Genomic DNA, 20168 nt, shown 5'->3' on the forward strand with positions numbered 1-20168 from the left:
CAAAGCGAAGAATCTATTTGCTAAGAACTTGACACGAATCGCACGAATTATTGCAATTAAATGGTATGTCATTGCGAACCTGATGCGGAATCCTTCAGCTTTTAAGTGGATTCCTGTTTTCGTAGGAATGACAATTGGCTACAGGTCCCTGAGCGGAGTCGAAGGGACATTGTGGGTTCTAAACTTTAATAATACTATCCTCAACAATGGCAAAAACTTCATCGCCCTTTTTGGGGTCAAGGGAATGGGTGCCTGTGAATTGACCAAAAGCAGGGAGGATCATTTGATTGTTGGACTTAAAAAAGCATGGCAATTTGATACGCTCCCTGCCAAAACCTTTGAGTTTAATGGACGGATGAATATGTCCACAAAATGTAAAATAACCCTCACGATTTTCGGGATAATGGGTCAACAGAAAAGAGTCAATGACCAACTCTGGAAATATTGAAATCTTAAGTTTTTCGAACTTTTCAGGGGCAATAATATCGTGGTTACCTGCCACCAACAGGATTTCGGCAGGGGTTTTGGCTACCCAATTCTCAAACAATTCCCATTCTTTGTTAAGTGAAGAATGGAACAGGTCGCCCAAAAAGCAGATTTGAAAAGGCTGAAATTCGGAAACGATTTTATCCAAAAGCAAGAAGTTTTTGTGAATGGCCTTTCTAGGAACAGCGGCACCAAATTTTCTGAAATGAGATACCTTGCCCAAATGCACATCACTAATAAGTAAGAGTGATTTTTCCTCCCAAAACAGTCCACCCAATGGGTGCAGTTGAAATTTTTGATTGTGAATGGTCAACTTCATTTGGACAATTTATTTATCATTCGTTGGATACGGTCCGCCAATTTTTCGTTGGAAAGTTTTTCGCGCAGCCTGTCGGTAATTATCGGGAAAGATAGGGGTGTGGGCTGTGAACATTTTTTCCAAACAATCTCTTGTTCCGCGATTCGTTCCAAGGCCAATCGCAGTCGACCTTCTTCCAATTGATGCTCAAAAGTTTCGGTGTAAGCTTGCTGATAGAGCAAGTTATCATCTTCAAAATCACGAAAAACATCAAACAGCAATTCCGAACTGCTTTGCAAATGCTTCATTTTGACTCCTTTCTCGGGATAGCCTGTAAAAACCATTCCGCTGATGACGGCAATGTCACGGAACTTTCTGCGCGCCATTTCGTTGGAGTTCAAACTTTTTTGAAGGTCGGATAGCATATATTCTGGAGTAAAAAGGTTGTTGTCCAAAATTTCCTGAATGTTGATTTCCCTGTCCGATAGCAACTCAAAACCATAATCGTTAAATGCGAGTGAGCAGGTTATCGGCATTAACAAACTGATGCGATAGGCCAAGAGACTGCTCATCCCTTCGTGAATGGCCCTACCTTCAAAAGGGTAAAACATATGGTGGTAGCCATCGCGGGTCTTAAAGGTTTCAATCAAAAATTGATGCGGCTGTGGCACAAGGCTTTCTTCCCGCTGTTTGGCAAACATCGGCTGCAATGCTTGTATTTCTTCTGACTGTTCCGAAAACTCCAACTCGGCGGTGTACAATTCCTGTCGCAACAGTTCGGACATCTTAGCGGAAAAACTCAAGCGTCCGCCCATCCAGCTGGGCACTTTGTTGGTTCTTTTTTTGGAATTTCGAACGTGTGCCGCCATCCCTTTTATTCGAATAAATTCCAGATTACGTCCTGCAAAGGTGAAAACATCGCCGGGGCTTAATTTGGAAATAAAATATTCTTCGATACTACCAATGTACCCACCTTTTTGATAGCGCACCGAAATGGTGGCATCCCCCACAATGGTCCCGATTTGAAACCGGTGTCGCATAGCAACCGCCCTACTGTTCACTTTGAATTTGCCATCTTCTTCAACTTCCACCTTTTTATACTCGTCGTAGCTTTTTAGGCTTTGGCTACCCATCACCAGAAAATTCAACAGCCATTGCCACTGTTCTTCGGTCAAGGTCTGATAACAAAAGGTCTGTTTTATTTCAGGATAGATTTCATCAGGATAAAACCCATCTGAAACTGCCAAAGTGGTCAAATATTGAATAAGGACATCAAAGCTGTTGAGGTATGGTATTCGGTCTTCCACAGCACTGTTCAACACCGCTTTTTGCATAGCGGATGCTTCCACCAGCTCAATGGCGTGGGTGGGCAAGAAATGGATGACACTTTCTTTGCCCGGTCGGTGGCCGCTACGTCCCGCACGTTGTAAAAATCGAGCGACACCCTTTGGTCCGCCAATCTGTACCACGGTTTCTACTGGGGCAAAATCAACTCCAAGATCAAGGCTCGATGTGCAGACCACGGCTTTTAGACTTTCGTTGCGGATAGCCTGCTCCACCCAAAGTCTGGTTTCTTTGTTGATGCTGCCGTGGTGCATCGCCATTTCGCCGGCAAACTCAGGATATTTTTCCAATATTTTCTGAAACCATATCTCACATTGGCTTCGGGTATTGGTAAAGAGCAAAGTGGTTTTACTGTTGTTGATAATCGGCACCACTTGGTCCAAAAGATGCAAACCCAAATGCCCACGCCAAGGAAAGGTTTCCATTTCCTTTGGAATAATACTTTTGACCGTGATTTTTTTGTTGAGATTGGCCTTGACCAATATTGAATTTTCCAATTCTGGTGATGTGGGTCCCAACAAGACTTCGCGAGCTTGTTCTAAATTGCCAATGGTGGCCGATATGCCCCAAATCCGTAATTGTTTACAGATGGTTTTTAACCGGGATAGCCCCAGTTCCATTTGAACGCCCCGCTTGGTACCCAAAAGCTCGTGCCACTCATCAACCACAATAGCAGAGCAGTCCTTGAAGGTCTTTTCATAACCTTTGGAAGATAATAACAGATGTAAACTCTCCGGCGTAGTAATCAATAGGTCGGGCATATTGGTACGCATTTTTGCCCGTTCTTTTGCTGAAGTATCCCCTGTGCGAATGCCCACTGTCATTTGGGTTTCCAAATCTTGGGTAATGCGTTCTGCAGATTGTTTTATTTCTTGTGAAAGGGCACGTAGAGGAGTAATCCAAATGGCTTTTAGTCCTTTTTTGTGCTTGGTTTTATAATCTGGATGGTTTTTGATGTAGTTGAGCACAATCGGAAACCATAGGGCATAGGTTTTGCCGCTGCCTGTTGGAGCGTTCAAAAGACCGTGTTTGCCTTCCAAAAAAGCGTTCCAAGTCTGCTTTTGAAATGGGAATGGTTTCCAACCCTGATCTTGAAACCAATTTTCTGCAATATGAAGGAGTTTTGAATCGTGCAGTGTCGTTGTACTTTGAATTGAAAAATACGAAATTCTTTAATGCCTATACGCGTGCTTTTTGCGATAAGAATTATATTTGTAGTATAAAATTTTCGATATGCCAATTTTAGATTTATACGAGCACGGAGACCACAGGAAAAACCTGGCCCATTTTGCCACATTGGCTAGTTTGGCCTCGGTTGATGGGGATATCAATCCGAAAGAAAAAGCGGTTTTGGATAAATTCGCTTTTAAGCTCAACATTACTGATGAGGAAATCAAAGAAGTAATGAAGAAGGAAAACAAATATCCTATTGAAACTCCTCACAGTGGCGAGAAAAGATTTAAAAGATTGTTCGAATTTTTCCAGATTATTTTTTCCGATCACTACATTGACGATGATGAACGCAAAATTGTCGAAAAGTATGCTATTGGTTTAGGTTTTGATCCTAAAAAAGCATCAGAAATTATCGATAAGTCCATCGCTATATTCTCTGGACAAATTGCTTTTGAAGATTACCATCAGTTGATCAAGCGAGAATGTAACTAGGAATTTGCCATAAACTCCTCGGCTTTTTCCACCATTTTTTTGCTTCCACAGAAAAAGGGTACCCGTTCATGTAGCTCTGTGGGCTCTATATCCATGATGCGCTGATAACCATCACTGGCCTTTCCATTGGCCTGCTCGGCTAAAAATGCCATGGGATTGCATTCGTACAATAAACGAAGCTTCCCGTTTTGGGCCTTGCTGCTTTTTGGGTACATGTAAATTCCACCTTTGATCATATTTCGATGAAAATCAGAAACCAAGGAGCCAATATATCGAGAGGTATAGGGGCGGTCGCCTTCTTCCATTTGGCAATATTTTATGTAATTTTTGACACCTTGCGGAAAATGGATATAATTTCCTTCGTTTACGGAGTAGATTTGTCCCGTTTCTGGAAACTGCATGTTTGGATGGGAAAGGTAAAAAGTTCCCAAAGCAGGATTTAGGGTAAAACCATTTACGCCATGTCCAGTAGTATAAACATACATGGTGGAGGTTCCATAAATGATGTAACCGGCGGCTATTTGGTTTTTTCCTGGCTGTAAAAAATCCTCTAAAGTAACCGGGGTTCCAACAGGAGTAACCCTTCTATAGATGGAAAAAATGGTTCCCACGGATACATTTACGTCAATGTTGGATGAGCCATCCAGGGGGTCTATCAAAACCACGTACTTGTTCTGGTGTTTTTTGTCAAAACTGTTTATTGTTATAAAATCGTCTTCTTCTTCCGAAGCTATGCCACAAACAATTTCACGGTTCTTTAGTGTTTCAATAAACTTCTCATTGGCCAATACATCCAGTTTCTGTTGGTCTTCTCCTTGGATATTGGTATCACCTGCGGCTCCAGTAATATCGACCAGACCTGCTTTATTTACCTCATGGTTCACTACTTTTGCCGCTAGACGAATACCGTTAAGTAGTCTTGAAAGTTCCCCAGAGGTGTATTGAAATGATTCTTGGTTGGCGATGATGAACTCGCCCATGGTAAGTCGCTGTTTGTCAGACATTGGAAAATACTGTTTTATTTTTCGACAAATATCGGGCATTTTGTGAAACTACAACGTTTTCGGAGGGGTTTAATTATGTATTTTTATAACTTTGAGTTTTATTTGTAACAATTATGAAGTATACAATTAGAGAAGCGCGACCAACGGATATGGAACAGGTTTTGAACTTGATCCAAGAATTGGCTGATTTTGAAAAGGAATCTGATGCTGTGGAAGTCACTGAGCAGGATTTAGTGGAACATGGTTTCGGTGATCACAAGTTGTTTCATTGTTTTGTGGCAGATACACAAAATGGAATTGCGGGCATAGCTTTGGTGTACCCAAGATACTCTACGTGGAAAGGACCTGCCATTCACTTGGAAGATTTAATTGTTTCCGAAAAGATGAGGGGGAGCGGTCTGGGCACGGCCTTGTTAGATGAAGTAGTAAAGTATGGTAATAGTCTGGGGGTAAAACGAATTTGCTGGGAAGTATTGGATTGGAACGAGTCCGCCATCGAGTTTTATGAGAAGAAAGGAGCCAATGTGCTACGGGATTGGGATGTGGTCCAATTGGATGAAAAAGGAATAAAAAATTATATGGAAAGCCTCAACTAGGCCGACAAAATTTAAGATTTTAAAAATACATGAGAGTATTTAAGTTTGGTGGAGCCTCTGTTAAAGATGCAGATGGAGTTAAAAATGTAGTCAACGTTTTACAGGAGGTTGGTTTTAGCGACACTTTAGTGGTGGTTTCCGCTATGGGAAAAATTACCAACGCCATGGAAAAGGTGGTGGAATCCTATTTTAATGATAAGGATGCCGTACCTGGTTCAATTCAAGAGGTAATAGATTATCATAATGAAATATTGTCGGACTTATTCCAAAATCCGAACCATCCGGTTTATACCAAAGTAAAAACCCTTTTTGACGAGGTAAAAGGTTTTTTAGCTTGGAACAAATCACCCAAGTACGCATTTGTGTACGATCAGGTAGTCTGTTATGGTGAACTGTTGTCCACAACCATTGTGAGTGCCTATTTAAACGAAGTCGGCATATCCAATACGTGGCTGGATGTACGTACCCTTATCAAAACAGATACCAATTATAGGGATGCCCAAGTCAATTGGGAACGCACCCAACAGGAAGTGGCCAAAGTAGACGTATCTAAATTAAATATTACCCAAGGTTTCTTAGGTAGCGACGATAATAATTTTACCACCACATTGGGCAGGGAGGGCTCCGATTACTCTGCTGCTATTTTAGCTTACTGCCTAAATGCAGAGTCGGTAACCATTTGGAAGGATGTTCCCGGAGTACTCAACGCCGACCCCAGGAACTTTGAACATGCCCAGTTGTTGGATAAAATCTCGTACCGGGAAGCTATTGAACTGGCGTTTTATGGAGCCTCGGTAATTCACCCTAAAACACTGCAGCCCTTGCAGAGGAAGGAAATTCCTTTGAAAGTAAAGTCGTTTGTAAATCCAAAAGGTAAAGGAACCACAGTGGGTAAAGGAAATGGGATTGAACCTAAGATTCCCTGTTTTATAGTGAAAAAGAATCAGGTGCTCCTTAAACTTTCGTCCCTTGACTTTTCTTTTATCGTAGAAGATAACATAAGTGAAATCTTCAAGCTGTTTCATGACCACAGATTAAAGGTGGACCTTATTCAGAATTCTGCGATTAGTTTTTCTGTTTGTTTGGACAATAAATTTCGAGGACTTCCACCTTTATTGGAAGAACTTAAGCGAAAGTTTAAAGTAGTGTGCCACGAAGATGTTTCACTTTATACCGTTCGTCATTTTAATGATGATTCGGTTAAATCCCTTCAAAATGGAAAGTCCGTATTGGTAGAGCAAAGAGGTAAGGAAACTGTTCAACTTGTTGTAAAATAGAGGTTTCCATATATTATTTAGGTAAAAGGGTCAGTAACCTTTATTTTCTATCTTTACACGTACCTAAATACTTTTTCTATGGGCTTGGTTTCTGCTAAAGAGGTGGCGAAAGTCATCCATCTTGACAAATATGGCTTTTTGGGCACTTTTGTAGGATGGCTTTTAATGGTAGCCACTAGGATTAGCACCATAAACAGATTTTACGATAAGAACAAAGACCTTCCCGGTCCCGAATTCTTGGATACCATATTGGACCATTACGAAATTGATTTTGAAATTCCAGAAGAGGATTTAAAACGACTTCCCAAGTCAGGCCCGTACATTACCATTAGCAATCATCCATTAGGTGGTATCGACGGGGTGTTGTTACTCAAATTATTACTGAATGAAAGACCCGATTATAAAATAATCGCAAACTTTTTACTCCATAGAATAGAACCGTTGAAGCCCTATATAATGCCAGTAAATCCTTTTGAAAACCATAAGGATGCCAAGAGTAGTGTTGCCGGTTTTAAAAGTGCACTTCAACATTTAAGGGACGGACACCCATTGGGTATTTTCCCTGCGGGAGAAGTATCCACTTACCGCGATGGAAGGTTGGTGGTGGACCGACCCTGGGAGGAAGCGGCCATAAAATTGATAAGAAAAGCCGAAGTCCCTGTGGTTCCCATTTATTTTCATGCACGAAACAGTCGATTGTTTTACCGATTGTCCAAGATGGATGATGTATTCCGAACGGCAAAGCTACCTTCGGAGTTAACATCACAGAGCAGACGTCCTATAAAAGTGCGTATTGGTCAGCCTATATCGGTAAATACCCAGAAAGAAGAAGAGACTTTGGAAGATTTTGCAGAATTGCTTCGTAAAAAAACCTACCTATTGGCCAATGCTTTTGAAAAGGAGCGATTTATAGACAAAGTGCCCACCTCGCTTAAAATTCCTAAACCTCCAAAAAAAATAGCTACAGCCATAAGTGCCAAGGTGTTGGAGGGCGAAATTGACAAACTACGGGAGAAAGATTGCCGGATGTTGGAAAGTAAAAATTATGAAGTTTTTTTAGCGCAGGCCAAGGATATGCCTTTCTGTTTAAACGAAATCGGACGCCAGCGCGAAGTAACTTTTAGGGAAGTAGGAGAGGGCACCAATAATGCGATTGACTTGGATAAGTTTGATTCCTACTACCATCATTTATTCTTGTGGGACAATGACAATAAAACCATAGTTGGGGCTTACAGGATGGGATTGGGCTCACAAATCTTTAAAGATTATGGCATCGATGGCTTTTATCTTCAAGATCTTTTCCGATTTGAGCCCGAATTGTACGGTATGATGGAGAAATCTATTGAGATGGGACGTGCCTATATCGTAAAAGAATATCAGCAAAAGCCAATGCCTTTGTTTTTGCTTTGGAAAGGAATCGTGCATACAACTTTAAGGCATCCAGAACACAAGTACTTGATTGGTGGGGTGAGTATCAGCAATCAGTTCTCCAACTTTTCCAAGTCGTTGATGATTGAGTTCATGAAATCCAATTACTGGGATCCCTACGTGGCACAATATATTCGACCCAAAAAGGAGTTCAAGGTGAAGTTGAAAGATGGCGACAAGGAGTTTGTATTTGATGAAACCCAGGCCGACCTGAACAAGTTCGATAAGCTAATCGGTGAAGTGGAACCCGGAAGTTTAAGACTACCGGTTTTAATCAAAAAATACATTAAACAAAATGCCAAGGTGGTCGCCTTTAACGTAGATCCATTGTTCAACAATTCGGTGGATGGGTTAATGTATATCCGAATTGCAGACCTTCCGGAAAGTACCGTAAAACCAGTTATGGAAGAATTTCAGGCAGAATTGGAGCGTAAAGTGGCCGAAGGGAACGGTAACTCTAATATTGACTAGTCTATTCCAACTTTGTCGCTGCGTTTTTCGAACAATAAATTATCCTTCCAAACACCATGGATCTTGCCAACGCGTTCCCGTTTGCCAATGTAACGGAAACCTACTTTTTCATGTAGTTTAATGCTTGCGGTATTCTCTGGGAATATTCCGGATTGTATGGTCCAATAACCAGCCTTTTCACTTTCTCGAATTAATTGTTCCATGAGTAATTTGCCAACCCCTTTGCCACGACTTTTGTTTGAAATATAAACACTAACCTCGCCTACACCTCCATATACGCAACGGCTGGACACAGGTGATAGTGCTGCCCATCCCATAATTTCACCATCTTGTTCGGCTATCAACCTACAGTGCCCCGTATGCGCTTTATCCCATTGGTCGTAATCAGGGGGTTGTGTTTCAAAAGTGGCAATGCCCGTGGCTATTCCTTCTGAATATATTCTGGAAACGTTTTCCCAATCGGATGGTTTCATGCTTCTGACGGTCATGGGTGTTTATGTTTAATGATTGTAATATTACGATGAATTTAAAATTAAAAAAAGCCAGTTAAATTTATCCGGCTTTTAATTTTTTTTAGAACCAAGGCTTTTTGCCAACCTGATACGTGTTATAAAACTCTTCATCAGATTTGGTGAGGTAGATGATACCTTCTATCAAACCAATGATCCATGCTGCCGAAGCACCAATTCCGCATGTTATGGCACCCAATATAATAGTCACGGCAAGTAAGATGATACCTTCCTTATTATAGCCCAAAATAAATTTGTGAACACCAAATCCTCCTAGTAAAATAGCTAAGATACCAGCAAGGATTTTTTTATTATCACCTCCTGCGTCTTTAAGACCCTCCTTAAATTCTTTCGCAGTTTTTTTGGCTTCTTCTTTAAAATCTTTGGCAGCTTCTTCTGCTTTATCGCCAAAGTCTTTTTTCTCTTCTTCTGACATGTTTGTAGATGTGTTGGTTAATGTATGTTAAATGTAGCAAATAAATCAATACTTAAAGAAAGGCTTTGTCAACTGGTTCCCATAGTTCCAATTTGTTGCCTTCGGGATCCAAGATCCAACCAAATTTACCGTATTCGTATTCTTCCATTTCACCCACTACGGTAACACCTTCTTTTTTTAGGACCTCGAGCAGTTCTACCAAGTTTTCTACCCTAAAATTCATCATAAACTGCTTTTCACTTGGCTTAAAATATTCGGTTTTTTCATCCATAGGACTCCATTGGGTAGAGCAATCCTTGCCCTCCTTGTCCTTCCACCAAAACGTGCAGCCATATTGGTCGGTGTTCAATCCTAAATGGCTTTTGTACCAATCCTTGATTTTGTCCGGGTCCTTGCTCTTAAAGAAAAAGCCGCCCAGTCCTGTTACCCTGTTTTTCATGATTTATTAGTGTTTTTTTCGTACAACGCAATCCATTGCTTTGGAGTCATTTTTTGGCAGAGCTCCGCTATCAATGCATATGGTATTTTGTTCATGTTCTTAAATCGGATACAGCTTTTGCCCATATCCAGTTTTGTGCTCACGTGTTCGGGGTACTCGTCCACAAACCAATCGAGCAAAGCTTTATTGGCATAAATTCCCATATGGTATAATGCAACAAAGTTTTTCTGTGATGCAATATTGATAAAGGGAAGTGGAAGTTTAGGGTCGCAATGATACCCATTTGGATACATGGAATGGGGCACTACAAAACCTATCATTTTATAGTTGATGCACTCCTCGAAACCTTTTGGTAAATTGTTTTTAATTGTATCCCGAATTTTGGCAACAGCTTCTTTTCGCTCAACAGGGAGCTTTTCGATATACTCGTTGGGTGTTTTGGCATCTATGGTCATGTATGTTCAATCAATATTGAATTGCCAGAGCCAAAAGTAGGGGAGATAAGGTTTATAAAGTTAACAAAATTTCTCCTTGACTTTGTCAACAATGGTCTGGGCCAACTTTTCCTTGCTTTCCACCGTCCAACCGGCAACATGTGGAGTGAGTAGTACATTTTTGGCTTTGCGTAGATATTTAAAAGCTTTTGGTTTTTGTACGAACATATTCTCAAAAGACTTTTTCTCATATTCCAATACGTCCAGCCCTGCCCCTAGAACTTTTCCTGATTTTAAACCTTCAACCAAATCCTTGGTCACCACGCATTTGCCGCGAGCGGTATTCAGTAACCAAAATGGTTTATGGAATGCTTCAATAAACTCTGAATTTATCATTCCAACGGTTTCCTCGGTTTCGGGAACATGCAAACTGACGACATCCGACCGTTGTTGAAATTCCATAATCCCAACCTGTCTCGCATTGTCATCACCTACACCTCCCACAATGTCGTAGCAGATGACCTCTGTATCGAAACCACGGAGTTTTTTGGCAAAGGCCTTGCCCATATTCCCGTAGCCAATAATCCCTACGGTTTTGCCATCCAGTTCTACACCACGATTGTTCTCACGTTTCCATTTTCCTTTCTTTACTTGCCGATTGGCCTTGCACATTTGGTTCATTAGGGAAAGTAACATACCTAAAGAATGTTCGCCTACAGCATTTCGGTTGCCTTCCGGGGCCGATGCGAGAAAAACCTCTTTGAATTTGGCATGCTCAACATCAATATTTTCCAATCCGGCACCGACTCTTCCAATAAATTTAAGATTGGTGGCCTTGTCCAAAAATTGTTGATCAATAGTGAACCTACTTCGAATAATGATTCCATCGTACAAATGGATTTTTTTCTCTATTTGTTCTTTGCTGGATGTGTAGTCTTCATCATTTTCGAACCCAAGCTCTGCAAATTGTTCTATAAGCAAGGGGTGATTGGTGTCTAGGTGGAGAACTTTCATGAGGGCAAATATACAACTCCTAGATTTTTGGGTAGTGTGTCTGTGTTTTTTTGTGTTGGACATTGCCGGTGTGTGCTGTGCTGATTTTTTCGAACAGAAGTACATGAACTTCTTCACCGTTTTTGGTCATGGGGTTATGTTCAACGCCTTTGGGCACTACAATAATCTCTCCTTCGTTCACAACCTCCGTTCCATCACGATATTGCATGTATAGTGTGCCTTTTATTACTTGGAACAATTCGTCTTCGTTCTCGTGGGCATGCCAAACAAATTCTCCTTGCAATTTGGCTAAAAGCACTTGCATATCGTCCACTACCGCAATTTGATGTGGATGCCATTGTTTGGTGAACTCGGCGTGTTTTTCTTTTAGGTTGATGGGTTTCATACTTTGGATTTAAATCCCTAAAATTACTTTGGCGATCCAAAAATAGATCAGGATACCAAAAATATCGTTGCTTGTAGTGATAAACGGACCCGTGGCAATTGCGGGGTCAATATTCCTTTTATGGAGAAACAAAGGAATAAAAGTGCCAATGAACCCTGCTACAACGATTACCACAATCAACGAAAGCGATATGGCCAAAGCGGTAGCAAAGGCGCCTTTCCAAATCCAAGTGAAGGTCAAAAGTAATATAGCAAGGATAAATCCATTTAAGAGTGCCAATAGCATCTCTTTTAGAAGATGGTTTCGTACACTTCCCTTTAAATCATCGTTGGCCAGACCTTGTACCACAATGGCACTTGATTGTACTCCAACATTACCTGCCATAGCTGCAATCAAGGGGGTAAAGAAGAACAACACGGCGTGCTTGGATATCATATCCTCAAAAGTTCCCATGATTGCGGCAGCCCCAAGTCCTCCTAAAAGGCCCAATATCAACCAAGGTAGGCGGGCACGTGTAAGTATCCAAATACTATCGCTTACCTCTACATCTTGTGAGATACCAGCAGCCATTTGGTAATCTTTATCGGCTTCTTCTCGAATAACATCCACAATATCGTCAATGGTAATTCGACCAACCAAACGTCCAATCTCGTCCACAACGGGAATGGCTTCCAAATCATATTTGGACATGATCTTGGCGACTTCCTCACCTTTTTCGTTAACGTTTACCGAATCTACTTTGGGAATGTAAACATTCTTGATATGTGTTTTGGAAGAGGTGGTTAGTAAATCTTTTAAGGAAAGTCTACCTTTAAGTTTACCTTCATCATCCACAACGTAAATGGAGTGTACTCGGGTTACATTTTCTGCTTGGGCGCGCATTTCCTTGATACAGGTAGTAACGGTCCAATTTTCATTCACTTTTACAAGCTCTTTGGCCATTAGTCCACCAGCGGAATCATCCTCATAACGCAAAAGATCCACAATGTCCTTGGCATGGTCACGGTCTTCTATCTCGGAGATAACTTCCTGAACAATTTCCTTTGGAAGTTCGTTGATGATATCTGCGGCATCATCCGTATCCAATTCCGATAGCTCTCCTGCAATTTCCTTGGCCGTAAGGTTTTTAAGTACAGCTTCACGGATATCTTCGTGCATTTCCGCAAGGATGTCCGAAGTTTTTTCGCTGTCCAGAAGCTTAATTAGATAGGTGGCCTCTTCCACCTCAAGTTCGTCCGCTATCTCCGCAATATCGGCATAGTGGAACTCCTTCATCATGGCCTGAAGTTCGGCGTTCTTTTTTTCCGCAATCAGTTGCCTGATTTCTTCTAAAAGTTCGTCTGTGAGTTTAAATGGGGTCATTGGCTATCTTCTGTGTCAACGTTATAAAATCAGCTACACTTAGCTGTTCAGGGCGTTGGTCAAAGATAGTATCTTCTTTTAGATTATCGGAAAGGTTGAAGACTTTAAGACTGTTACGTAAGGTTTTACGTCTTTGGTTAAATGCTGTTTTTACCACTTTAAAGAAAAGACGTTCATCGCACGGCAGGCTCAGCTCTTTTTTTCGGGTGAGGCGTAAGACTCCGGAATCCACTTTTGGTGGCGGGTCAAAAACTCCTGGAGGTACGGTAAATAAATATTCAGCATCGTAATAGGCCTGAACAAAAACAGAAAGTATTCCGTAAGTTTTGCTTCCAGGTCCTTCACAGATGCGTTTGGCCACTTCTTTTTGGAACATTCCAGAGAATTCGGGAACCTGTTTTCGCATTTCCAACATTTTAAAAACAATTTGGCTAGAGATGTTGTAAGGGAAGTTTCCGGTTATGGCAAACTGTTCGTCACCATAAAGTTGGGTCAGGTCAAACTTGAGGAAGTCTGCCTCGATGATGTTAAGTCGATTGTTACTTTTTAAAATTTCAGCATGTTCCAAAGGAAAGCTGTGGTTGAGGTAAACAATGGATTCTTCGTCCAAATCCATGGCCACCAAATCCAGATTCCGTTGAAGCAAATGTTTGGTGAGCACCCCCATTCCAGGGCCAATTTCTATAACATTGGAGTATCCGTCCAAAGAAAGGGTCTGAGCTATTTTTTTGGCAACGGATTCATCTTTGAGGAAATGCTGGCCTAGGTGCTTTTTTGCCTTTACCGCACTATCTTCTTGCGCATATTTATTTTTGTGCGAGGCACCGTTGGAGTACTTCTTCTTTTTCTTTTTGGACACGGATGGTTTTTTTGCAAGTTAGTTGGAATTTTCGATATAGATCCAAGCTTCGTCCCCAGATTCCAAAGGGAACTTTTTCCGTTTGTAAGCACTGGTTTCGTAAATATCTGCTTTTTTAAGGTCAGCATCATTTACCTCATAAGCCATTCCCGTTACTTTATCTTCAGCATTGTTTGTATTGACAACCAGAGGGTAACGACCATAAACTGCATTCTCCATTTTTTTGAAACCCAATGCAGCATCTTCTTTTCCTTTGAGCAGGCGACCAAAAATATATTCCTGCACCTGAAGGTCTTGAAGTGTTCCGTAGGAAAACAGATATTCCAAAATTTTATGGGATTTGTTGACTAACGACCTCCAACTCGGTTCTAAAGGCCACAAATTTATTAGGAAACATTTGTTGTGCATCGGCACGTAAGCGGTCGGCGTCCTCTTTGTAATAAGCTTCCAAAGTATCTCTGCTTTGAGTAGTGTATTGTACGGAGTAGGTGATGCCTCCCATGTCCTCTTCCACCAAAACCTTTACCATTTTGGCGTGCGAAAATTTTCCTGTAGCGAGCATATCGGGCAGGTGTTTGTCCTTCATCCAATCCAACCATTGGTCGTGCACACTTTCATCTATATTGATGGTTACGTTGTATATGAGCATTTGCTTCGTCTGTTTTTTTTGAGGGTAAAATTAGTTAATCGCATCCCCACGTAGCCTCCTAAAATTCTTGCGGGCTTGGGGGAAATAGTAACTATCCTGATAATTGTAAATGATTTTCTCGTAATGGCTCTTTGCCTTTTCGGGTTCGTTCAATATGTTTTCGTACAATTCTCCCAGCGCAAAGTGTGCATCATCGGCCAAAATGCCATCACCATAGAACTCCACGATCTTTTGATAGTTGAACTTGGCACTTTCATAATTCTTCTGCTCTATCAATAACTCTGCTTGTTTCAGCAGGGCTTCATCTTCAATTTTTTCTCCTTTATGGTTCTGCAAGATATCTTCCAGAGACTCAATGGCCTCTTTGTTTTTATTTTGATAGGCCAGTAAGTCTGCCCTGGCATATTTTTTTAGAGCGGTTTGGGTGGAATCTTCAAGAGAGTTGTCCGAAATCAGCAAACTTAATTGCATGGCGTCGTTGGCGATGAGCTGGGAAGTGGAACTTCGCAACACCTTAAGTTGGGTAAGGGCCCAATCAAAATCACCTTTGTAAAAACTGGTCTGGGCCACTTTAAAGCGAGCATCTTGACCAAGGACATCATTTTTGACGCTTTTCTGCACTTGAGTAAATAGAATCAAGGCTTCGTTAAATCTTTGGTCGAATACCAGAATGTCACCGAGTGCCAATTTAACATAAGCCATGGTCATTCGGCCCATCGGAAGTTCCAAACTTTGTTTGAGCATGGCAATTGCAGGTTCGGGCTGCTCTTTTCTAAAGGTCAGGAAGTTTGCATATGCAATCTGTAGTTGGAGGGTTCTGCTCTGGTTTCCATATTCCTCCACCAAATCCTTAAATTGCTTTTCCACATCTTTTATAACTTTTTCTGTCGGATGTTCCAACGCGATATCAATCAAGCTCAGTTCTGCATTAAGTTTGGTTCGTGGATTTTCCGTATTGTCTACAATATATTCGTAGATGGAAGTAGCTGTTTCCAAGTCTTTATCCTCCAAAGCTATGCTTCCCAAGTTTTCCAATCGGTCCACGGATTGCCCTTCGCTTCGTTTGTAAATGGCCTTTTCCTGACCAAAAGCACTATTGTATTGCTTTTGCTGTACAAAAAGCCAGCTTAATAATTCGTTCCAGAGAATGTCGGGGGTTTTTTGGGCATTTTGAAGCAGGACTTTTCGCAAGAGCATATTATTTTCGTCCGAAGGGTCTTCTGAGATAAAATCATCAATGTTTCGAAGTACGTTGGAACGGGATGTCCGTCCCTCCCAAATAAGGTTGAGGTATGACTGGTACATTTTTGCGATGTCGCCCTGTTCCCCATAAATGCGCGCCAATTGAAAATCGTAGTTGAGGTCAGGCTTCAATTCCATTGCCTTGGTGTAAGCTTGGATGGCATAATCCAACAGCGCATATTTTTGGAATCGATATCCTACACTATACCCGTAGTTTGGATTATCCTCTATTTTGTTGATGGCCTTAACGTAGTAGGTATCGGCCTTTTCCGCTTCATTTTTTAGGGTAAAATTGTACCCTAACTCAATATAAAAAGTAGGAAAGGCATAACTGTCCTCTATTTTTTGAAGTAAAAATGTCTCTGCATCATCATAGCGTTCCAATTGTTGGTAGCAGGCCACCAGTCCTTCGGCATAGTCGGTACGCCTAGGATTGGTATCCACCAATTTTTCATAGAACACCACGGCTTTCTCAAAATCGCCATCCTGAAAGTACTGTTTGGCCAAGAAATCTTCTTGCCCCAACCCAATAAGACCGGATAGCATTACTATAAGAAATAAAAGACGTTGCAATGGCTTGTTTTATTTCAAATATAACGCAGAAATGTGGGGGATTCTGTTAAGCGAATCCAAATAATTGGTTGAAATGCCTAATCGATGATATCAAAACCGCAGTAAGGAACCAAAACCTCGGGTATTTTAATGCCCTCATCGGTTTGATAGTTTTCCAAGATTCCGGCCAAAACCCTTGGTAATGCCAATGAACTTCCGTTCAAGGTATGTGCCAATTGGCTTTTTCCATTTTCGTCCTTGTAACGGAGCTTTAGGCGATTGGCCTGAAAAGTCTCAAAGTTGGATACGGAACTGATTTCCAACCAACGATCCTGAGCAGTCGAGAAAACTTCAAAATCAAAAGTTAGAGCAGAAGTGAAGCCTAGATCCCCTCCGCAAAGACGAAGGATTCGGTAAGGCAGTTTCAATTCACGTAAAATTGTTTTTACGTGCTCTACCATTTCATCCAAGGCTTGGTATGAATTATCGGGGTGCTCCAAGCGCACGATTTCGACTTTGTCAAACTGGTGCAAACGGTTCAAACCGCGAACGTGTGCCCCATAACTTCCTGCTTCGCGACGGAAACAAGGGGTGTAGCCCGTGTATTTGATGGGAAAATCACTTTCTGCCAACAAATCCCCGCGGTGCAAGTTGGTCACAGGCACTTCGGCGGTTGGAATCAGGTACAGATCATCTGCCTGTACGTGATACATTTGCCCTTCTTTATCGGGCAACTGACCTGTTCCATAACCAGAATCTTCGTTTACCATTAAAGGTACCTGCATTTCGGTATAGCCAGCTTCGGTATTTTTGTCCAAGAAGTAAGCGATCAAGGCGCGTTGCAAACGAGCACCTTTTCCTTTGTATACGGGGAAGCCTGCCCCTGTAATTTTAACACCTAGCTCAAAATCTATAATGTCGTATTTTTTGGCCAGTTCCCAGTGCGGAAGCGCTTTTTCCGATAATGTTGGAATATCACCTTCCCTAAAAACCTCTTCATTGTCTTCTTCAGAGCTACCAGCAGGTACTGAATCGTGGGGAACGTTCGGAATTAAATACAATTGCTGCTGAAGTTCATTAGCAGTAGTGTTTAAATCATCCCCTAATTTTTTTGATGCTTCTTTGAGTCCAGCGGTTTTTTCCTTTAGCATATTGGCTTCTTGCGCCTTTCCTGTTTTGAAAAGCATACCGATTTCCTTGGAAAGTTTATTGGATTCGGCCAGGGTGGCGTCCAGTTCGGTTTGGATGGAGCGCCTTTTTTCGTCGAGTTCCAAAACCTTTGATACCATTGGTTCTGCATCGATGTTACGCTTTTTTAAAGCGGTGATGATACTTTCCTTGTTTTCCCTGATGTTCTGTATTTGAAGCATGGCCTTGTTTTGAGCCGCAAATTTAATTTAATCTGAACAAGTGCCCAACTTTATTCCTTGGGAGAGGGTAGAATCCAGTCGTTATGGGTAAAATGTTTCCAAGGAACGTTGGCTAAATCAACAGTGGGATCAATAAATTGTTGATATGGTTTTTGATTTATCTTGACTTTGTTCTCCACAAATACTTGTATCTGTTCATCATTTTGGGCATATTCTCTCTTGAGATGTTGGGCAAACTGCCAGGTAAAGTCGGGATAGCAGGCTATTCTCCGTTGTTGTTTTATGGTGAGATAATCGTTCAGCTTGATTTTTGTGGTGTCCTTGGTTTTGGAGTTTACCACTTTATAGGTGATTCTTCCATCACGACTGCGCAACATCATACGCCAGCTCAAACGGTGACCTTCTTCGGTCCAAAGTACATCATCCTTAAAAAAATGGTGCCGAAGTGGTAAGGCCAATTGGAACAGAAAATAAATGCCCAAAACCGTCAATGTGATTTTTTTTGTATTCGGAACGACGATTTTGGTCTCCGGAACTATCGTTTTGGTCTTTAAAAAGATATTCCGGATGGTCTGCGGTTCAAAAAAGAATACCGTAAATGCGAGTGATAGGTATGGGAAAATACCAATCTGAAATACAATGCTATTGAACAAGTGAAAGAAAATCGACAACACAAAGGCAACTTTCCTGGTCCGTTTCCAGAGTAGGGCAGGTACAATAAGCAAATCAAAAAAGATTCCGAAAAACGCCACTATTTTGTGCACCCATTTTTGTTGGAGGAAGTCCCCGATAAGATAATATTCCCTTTTTGAACCCATCAATACATCGACCATGCTAAAATCCAACCAATCGGCGTATAGTTTGGCCACCGATGCGTAGGTGTATACAATGAAGAGCTGAAATATGATGGTCCACCGTATCCAGTTAAACATGGTCTGCGAGTGTAATTTTGATTGCAATTTTGCATCTAAGGATGCATCTCGGTTCGCTGGAAGAAATGCCATAATGTAGGCGAGCAGCATCAACAAATAATAGTGGTTGTTATAGGATGTTTTCTGCATTAAATACACCCCCGACCATAGTATGGCAAAAGCCAATGCGCTAAATCGGTATTTGTATCCAAAAGCGATCAATAGTCCCAAGGTGCCCATCACGGCAAAATAAATGTACATGCCGTTTCCTGGTAATGGTTGCAGCCATTCGAACCCGATAAAGGAAAAAGTAAATTGGGGCTCCACCAAGGTTCGGCGTACCCAACCTGTGGCAATGGCTCCATAACATTCGGCGCTGACCAATAACCCATAAAATATCCTGAAAACCACAAGTTGAGCGTTGTCAATCTTCTTAAATAGAAATTGGCTCAGCATTTATTTGGAAATTAAGTCCAAAGAGAGGCTTTTGTCTTTTTTTAATTGCTCCTTAAGTTCTTCAACTGAGTTGAATTTGTGCTCATCACGTATGCGGTGCAGCAGTTCCACCTGGATTTTTTTATCGTAGAGGTCTCCTTCAAATTCAAAAAAATTGACCTCTATACTTTTCTGGGAGCCATCTACGGTTGGATTGAAGCCAATATTCATCATTCCAAAATAATCCTTGCCCTCAAGATTACTTTTCACCACATATGCACCATTTTTTGGGATAAGTTTATATTCTTCGGCGATATGAAGATTAGCAGTTGGGAAACCGAATCCTTTTCCCAGACCCTTTCCTTTTTTTACCGTCCCAGTAAGCATGTAGGCATAGCTTAGATAGTTGTTGGCGGTTTCCACATCGCCCTCCAATAAGGCCTTTCTAATTTTAGTGGAGCTTACGGAGACATCATCAATTTCTTGGGCTGGAATTTCTTCCACTTCAAAATCGAATGTATTTCCAAAGGAAATCAGGTCGTTAATGTTGGCATTTCGGTTACGCCCAAATCTATGGTCGTAACCAATAATGATTCTTTTTGCCTTGATATTGTTCACCAGAATGTCGCGGACAAAATCAATGGCAGAAAGTCTTGAAAATTGTTTGGTAAAGGGGTGAATAATCAAATAATCCAATCCCAAAGTCTCCAAAATCTGTTTCTTTTCCTCGAGCGTGTTCAATAATTTAATGTCCACATCTTTTTGCAATACCATACGGGGATGTGGGAAAAAAGTGAGCACTGTGGATTTTAAGCCTGTGTTTTTGGCACTATTTGTGAGGCGTTCCAATATCTTACGATGTCCGAGGTGTACGCCATCGAAAGTACCGATAGTCACCACCGTTTGGTACGGAATGTCCTTAAAATGAGAAATGTCGTGGATTGCTTCCAACTGATCAAGAAATAAAAAAAGGCTTACATTTGAAATTATACTATGCCCTAA

General features: G+C 41.3%; 21 protein-coding genes. 4 read left to right on the top strand and 17 right to left on the bottom strand.

What is annotated here, in order from left to right; all coding sequences use genetic code 11:
• Positions 1-178: 178 nt before the first annotated feature.
• Together pdeM and ACQQ5U_RS16570 are read right to left on the bottom strand one after the other, a co-directional pair.
• Positions 179-805 (bottom strand): ligase-associated DNA damage response endonuclease PdeM, encoded by a 627-nt coding sequence (gene pdeM, locus ACQQ5U_RS16565; protein WP_437399241.1) that lies wholly within the window; start codon positions 803-805, stop codon positions 179-181.
• On the bottom strand, positions 802-3264 hold the full coding sequence (locus tag ACQQ5U_RS16570) for a ligase-associated DNA damage response DEXH box helicase (RefSeq protein ID WP_437399318.1): 2463 nt from the start codon (positions 3262-3264) through the stop codon (positions 802-804). Before ACQQ5U_RS16570 ends, pdeM begins: the two co-directional genes overlap by 4 nt.
• 97 nt (positions 3265-3361) lie before the next feature.
• Here ACQQ5U_RS16570 and ACQQ5U_RS16575 point away from each other — a divergent pair, with 97 nt between their 5' ends.
• Positions 3362-3793 (top strand): TerB family tellurite resistance protein, encoded by a 432-nt coding sequence (locus ACQQ5U_RS16575; RefSeq protein ID WP_437399243.1) that lies wholly within the window; start codon positions 3362-3364, stop codon positions 3791-3793.
• Here the strand turns inward: ACQQ5U_RS16575 and fbp are convergent.
• Positions 3790-4797 carry a class 1 fructose-bisphosphatase gene (gene fbp, locus ACQQ5U_RS16580; RefSeq protein WP_437399244.1) on the bottom strand — a complete coding sequence of 336 codons (1008 nt, stop codon included), beginning with the start codon at positions 4795-4797 and terminating at the stop codon, positions 3790-3792. The genes ACQQ5U_RS16575 and fbp overlap by 4 nt on opposite strands.
• Positions 4798-4910: 113 nt before the next feature.
• Here fbp and ACQQ5U_RS16585 point away from each other — a divergent pair, with 113 nt between their 5' ends.
• The 3 genes from ACQQ5U_RS16585 (at position 4911) to ACQQ5U_RS16595 (ending at position 8569) form a co-directional block, all read left to right on the top strand.
• Positions 4911-5393, top strand: coding sequence for an N-acetyltransferase family protein (locus ACQQ5U_RS16585; RefSeq protein ID WP_437399246.1), 483 nt, complete (start codon positions 4911-4913; stop codon positions 5391-5393).
• A gap of 29 nt (positions 5394-5422) precedes the next feature.
• Positions 5423-6670, top strand: coding sequence for an aspartate kinase (locus tag ACQQ5U_RS16590; RefSeq protein ID WP_437399247.1), 1248 nt, complete (start codon positions 5423-5425; stop codon positions 6668-6670).
• Positions 6671-6748: 78 nt separating this feature from the next.
• Positions 6749-8569, top strand: coding sequence for a GNAT family N-acyltransferase (locus ACQQ5U_RS16595; RefSeq protein ID WP_437399248.1), 1821 nt, complete (start codon positions 6749-6751; stop codon positions 8567-8569).
• Here ACQQ5U_RS16595 and ACQQ5U_RS16600 read toward each other — a convergent pair.
• The 14 genes from ACQQ5U_RS16600 to ACQQ5U_RS16665 form a co-directional block, all read right to left on the bottom strand.
• Positions 8566-9057, bottom strand: a complete 492-nt coding sequence (locus ACQQ5U_RS16600) for an N-acetyltransferase family protein (RefSeq protein WP_437399249.1) — start codon at positions 9055-9057, stop codon at positions 8566-8568. The genes ACQQ5U_RS16595 and ACQQ5U_RS16600 overlap by 4 nt on opposite strands.
• Before the next feature lie 85 nt (positions 9058-9142).
• Entirely contained in the window at positions 9143-9514 is a 372-nt protein-coding gene (locus ACQQ5U_RS16605) for an NINE protein (RefSeq protein ID WP_437399250.1), read from the bottom strand.
• 52 nt (positions 9515-9566) lie between these two features.
• A complete protein-coding gene (locus ACQQ5U_RS16610) occupies positions 9567-9953 on the bottom strand; it encodes a VOC family protein (protein WP_437399252.1) in 387 nt (128 codons plus the stop codon).
• On the bottom strand, positions 9950-10408 hold the full coding sequence (locus tag ACQQ5U_RS16615; protein ID WP_437399254.1) for a DUF1801 domain-containing protein: 459 nt from the start codon (positions 10406-10408) through the stop codon (positions 9950-9952). Before ACQQ5U_RS16615 ends, ACQQ5U_RS16610 begins: the two co-directional genes overlap by 4 nt.
• Positions 10409-10468: 60 nt before the next feature.
• Positions 10469-11401 carry a 2-hydroxyacid dehydrogenase gene (locus ACQQ5U_RS16620; RefSeq protein WP_437399255.1) on the bottom strand — a complete coding sequence of 311 codons (933 nt, stop codon included), beginning with the start codon at positions 11399-11401 and terminating at the stop codon, positions 10469-10471.
• A 19-nt stretch (positions 11402-11420) separates the two neighbouring features.
• Positions 11421-11786: a cupin domain-containing protein gene (locus ACQQ5U_RS16625; protein WP_437399256.1), complete on the bottom strand. Its 366-nt coding sequence runs from the start codon at positions 11784-11786 to the stop codon at positions 11421-11423.
• Positions 11787-11795: 9 nt separating this feature from the next.
• On the bottom strand, positions 11796-13148 hold the full coding sequence (mgtE, locus tag ACQQ5U_RS16630) for a magnesium transporter (RefSeq protein ID WP_437399257.1): 1353 nt from the start codon (positions 13146-13148) through the stop codon (positions 11796-11798).
• Positions 13135-14007, bottom strand: coding sequence for a 16S rRNA (adenine(1518)-N(6)/adenine(1519)-N(6))-dimethyltransferase RsmA (gene rsmA / locus ACQQ5U_RS16635; RefSeq protein ID WP_437399259.1), 873 nt, complete (start codon positions 14005-14007; stop codon positions 13135-13137). Before rsmA ends, mgtE begins: the two co-directional genes overlap by 14 nt.
• 18 nt (positions 14008-14025) lie before the next feature.
• The gene (locus ACQQ5U_RS16640; protein WP_437399261.1) at positions 14026-14334 is read right to left on the bottom strand and encodes a gamma-glutamylcyclotransferase family protein; all 309 of its coding nucleotides are present in this window, start codon (positions 14332-14334) and stop codon (positions 14026-14028) included.
• 4 nt (positions 14335-14338) lie between these two features.
• Complete coding sequence (locus tag ACQQ5U_RS16645) at positions 14339-14656, bottom strand: DUF4286 family protein (RefSeq protein WP_437399263.1); 318 nt, start codon at positions 14654-14656, stop codon at positions 14339-14341.
• A gap of 30 nt (positions 14657-14686) precedes the next feature.
• Positions 14687-16444: a tetratricopeptide repeat protein gene (locus tag ACQQ5U_RS16650; RefSeq protein ID WP_437399265.1), complete on the bottom strand. Its 1758-nt coding sequence runs from the start codon at positions 16442-16444 to the stop codon at positions 14687-14689.
• A 104-nt stretch (positions 16445-16548) separates the two neighbouring features.
• Positions 16549-17820 carry a serine--tRNA ligase gene (serS, locus tag ACQQ5U_RS16655; protein ID WP_437399267.1) on the bottom strand — a complete coding sequence of 424 codons (1272 nt, stop codon included), beginning with the start codon at positions 17818-17820 and terminating at the stop codon, positions 16549-16551.
• A 50-nt stretch (positions 17821-17870) separates the two neighbouring features.
• Positions 17871-19187 carry an HTTM domain-containing protein gene (locus ACQQ5U_RS16660; RefSeq protein WP_437399269.1) on the bottom strand — a complete coding sequence of 439 codons (1317 nt, stop codon included), beginning with the start codon at positions 19185-19187 and terminating at the stop codon, positions 17871-17873.
• Positions 19188-20117: a bifunctional riboflavin kinase/FAD synthetase gene (locus ACQQ5U_RS16665; protein ID WP_437399271.1), complete on the bottom strand. Its 930-nt coding sequence runs from the start codon at positions 20115-20117 to the stop codon at positions 19188-19190.
• Between the last annotated feature and the right edge of the window lie 51 nt (positions 20118-20168).

The sequence above is a fragment of the Flagellimonas lutimaris genome, assembly GCF_051494225.1.
GTDB lineage: Bacteria > Bacteroidota > Bacteroidia > Flavobacteriales > Flavobacteriaceae > Flagellimonas > Flagellimonas lutimaris_A.